Annotated in this window: 1 pseudogene; it reads left to right on the plus strand. The window is 53.7% G+C overall.

Annotated elements, in window-relative coordinates:
- Window positions 1–974: pseudogene (locus tag AUR66_RS21725) on the plus strand (conjugal transfer protein); the annotation flags it as partial.

Raw genomic sequence — 974 nt, forward strand, 5'->3', positions numbered from 1 at the left:
CCAAGGTCAAAAAATGGCGACCCCGAAGACGTCCCGACGTGCATCCCACCAAATCTTTTGCCAACTCACTATGGCCGGTTTGGAACTACTGGTGCAGGGAAATCGAAGGCTTTCATCAACGAGATTCTCTCGCTCCACGAGAATACTGAAGGGCCAGTCATCGTCGTGGAACCGAAAGGTGACGGAATGGCCGAGAACTATATGCGAGCACACGCCCGGCGCTTCGGAACAACTGACCTCGAAGAGAATGTGATTCATTTTCCAATGCCAGACGTGCTTCCTGGATTCTCATTTTTTGACCTTGGCCCTGCCCTCGAAAATGGAAGACGTCGTGAAGATGCGGTCCAGCGGAAAGCAGAGCACTACGAAGAAATCCTAAAGCTCGTCATGGGCAGAGAGCGCTACGAGAGGGCGGTCGTCTCTCCCACGTTGATTCGGACGCTCATCAAGGCACTATTCGATGAAGAATATGGGCGAGAAAATGGGCTCTATCGAGAATCAGCTGACTACTTTGCACATCGGCAGCTGGAGCACGCCGTTGATCAAGTCCTACAGGCAGGCCCGCCGAAACCGAATTTCGACGACCTCCCCAAATCGAGCGAGGACAATGTGGCCCGAACGCTCCGACGGCAACTCCAGAAAGACCCGAGTTCGTTTTCAGCCGTCATGGATGGTGTTGGTCACAGACTCAACTACATCTCTGATCGGCCGTATCTCGCTCAGGTATTCAACAACACAGAGAACCGATTCGACTTCCGCGACGTCCTTGACGAGAATAAGGTAATCCTGTTCGACCTTGGCGACCTTCGCGATGATGCGTCGCGTCTCATGACCGGTCTGATTCTCTCGAACCTTGACGACGCGCTCAAAGAACGGAAACGCGAGGTCAGCGAGTATCCCGAGGACTATGTGGTGAATCTCCTCGTCGACGAGGCATCCTCGGTCGTCGTTTCCGACATCATGAACGGCCTCTT

Origin of the sequence: Haloferax profundi (assembly GCF_001469865.1) — an archaeon.
Classification (GTDB): Archaea; Halobacteriota; Halobacteria; order Halobacteriales; family Haloferacaceae; genus Haloferax; species Haloferax profundi.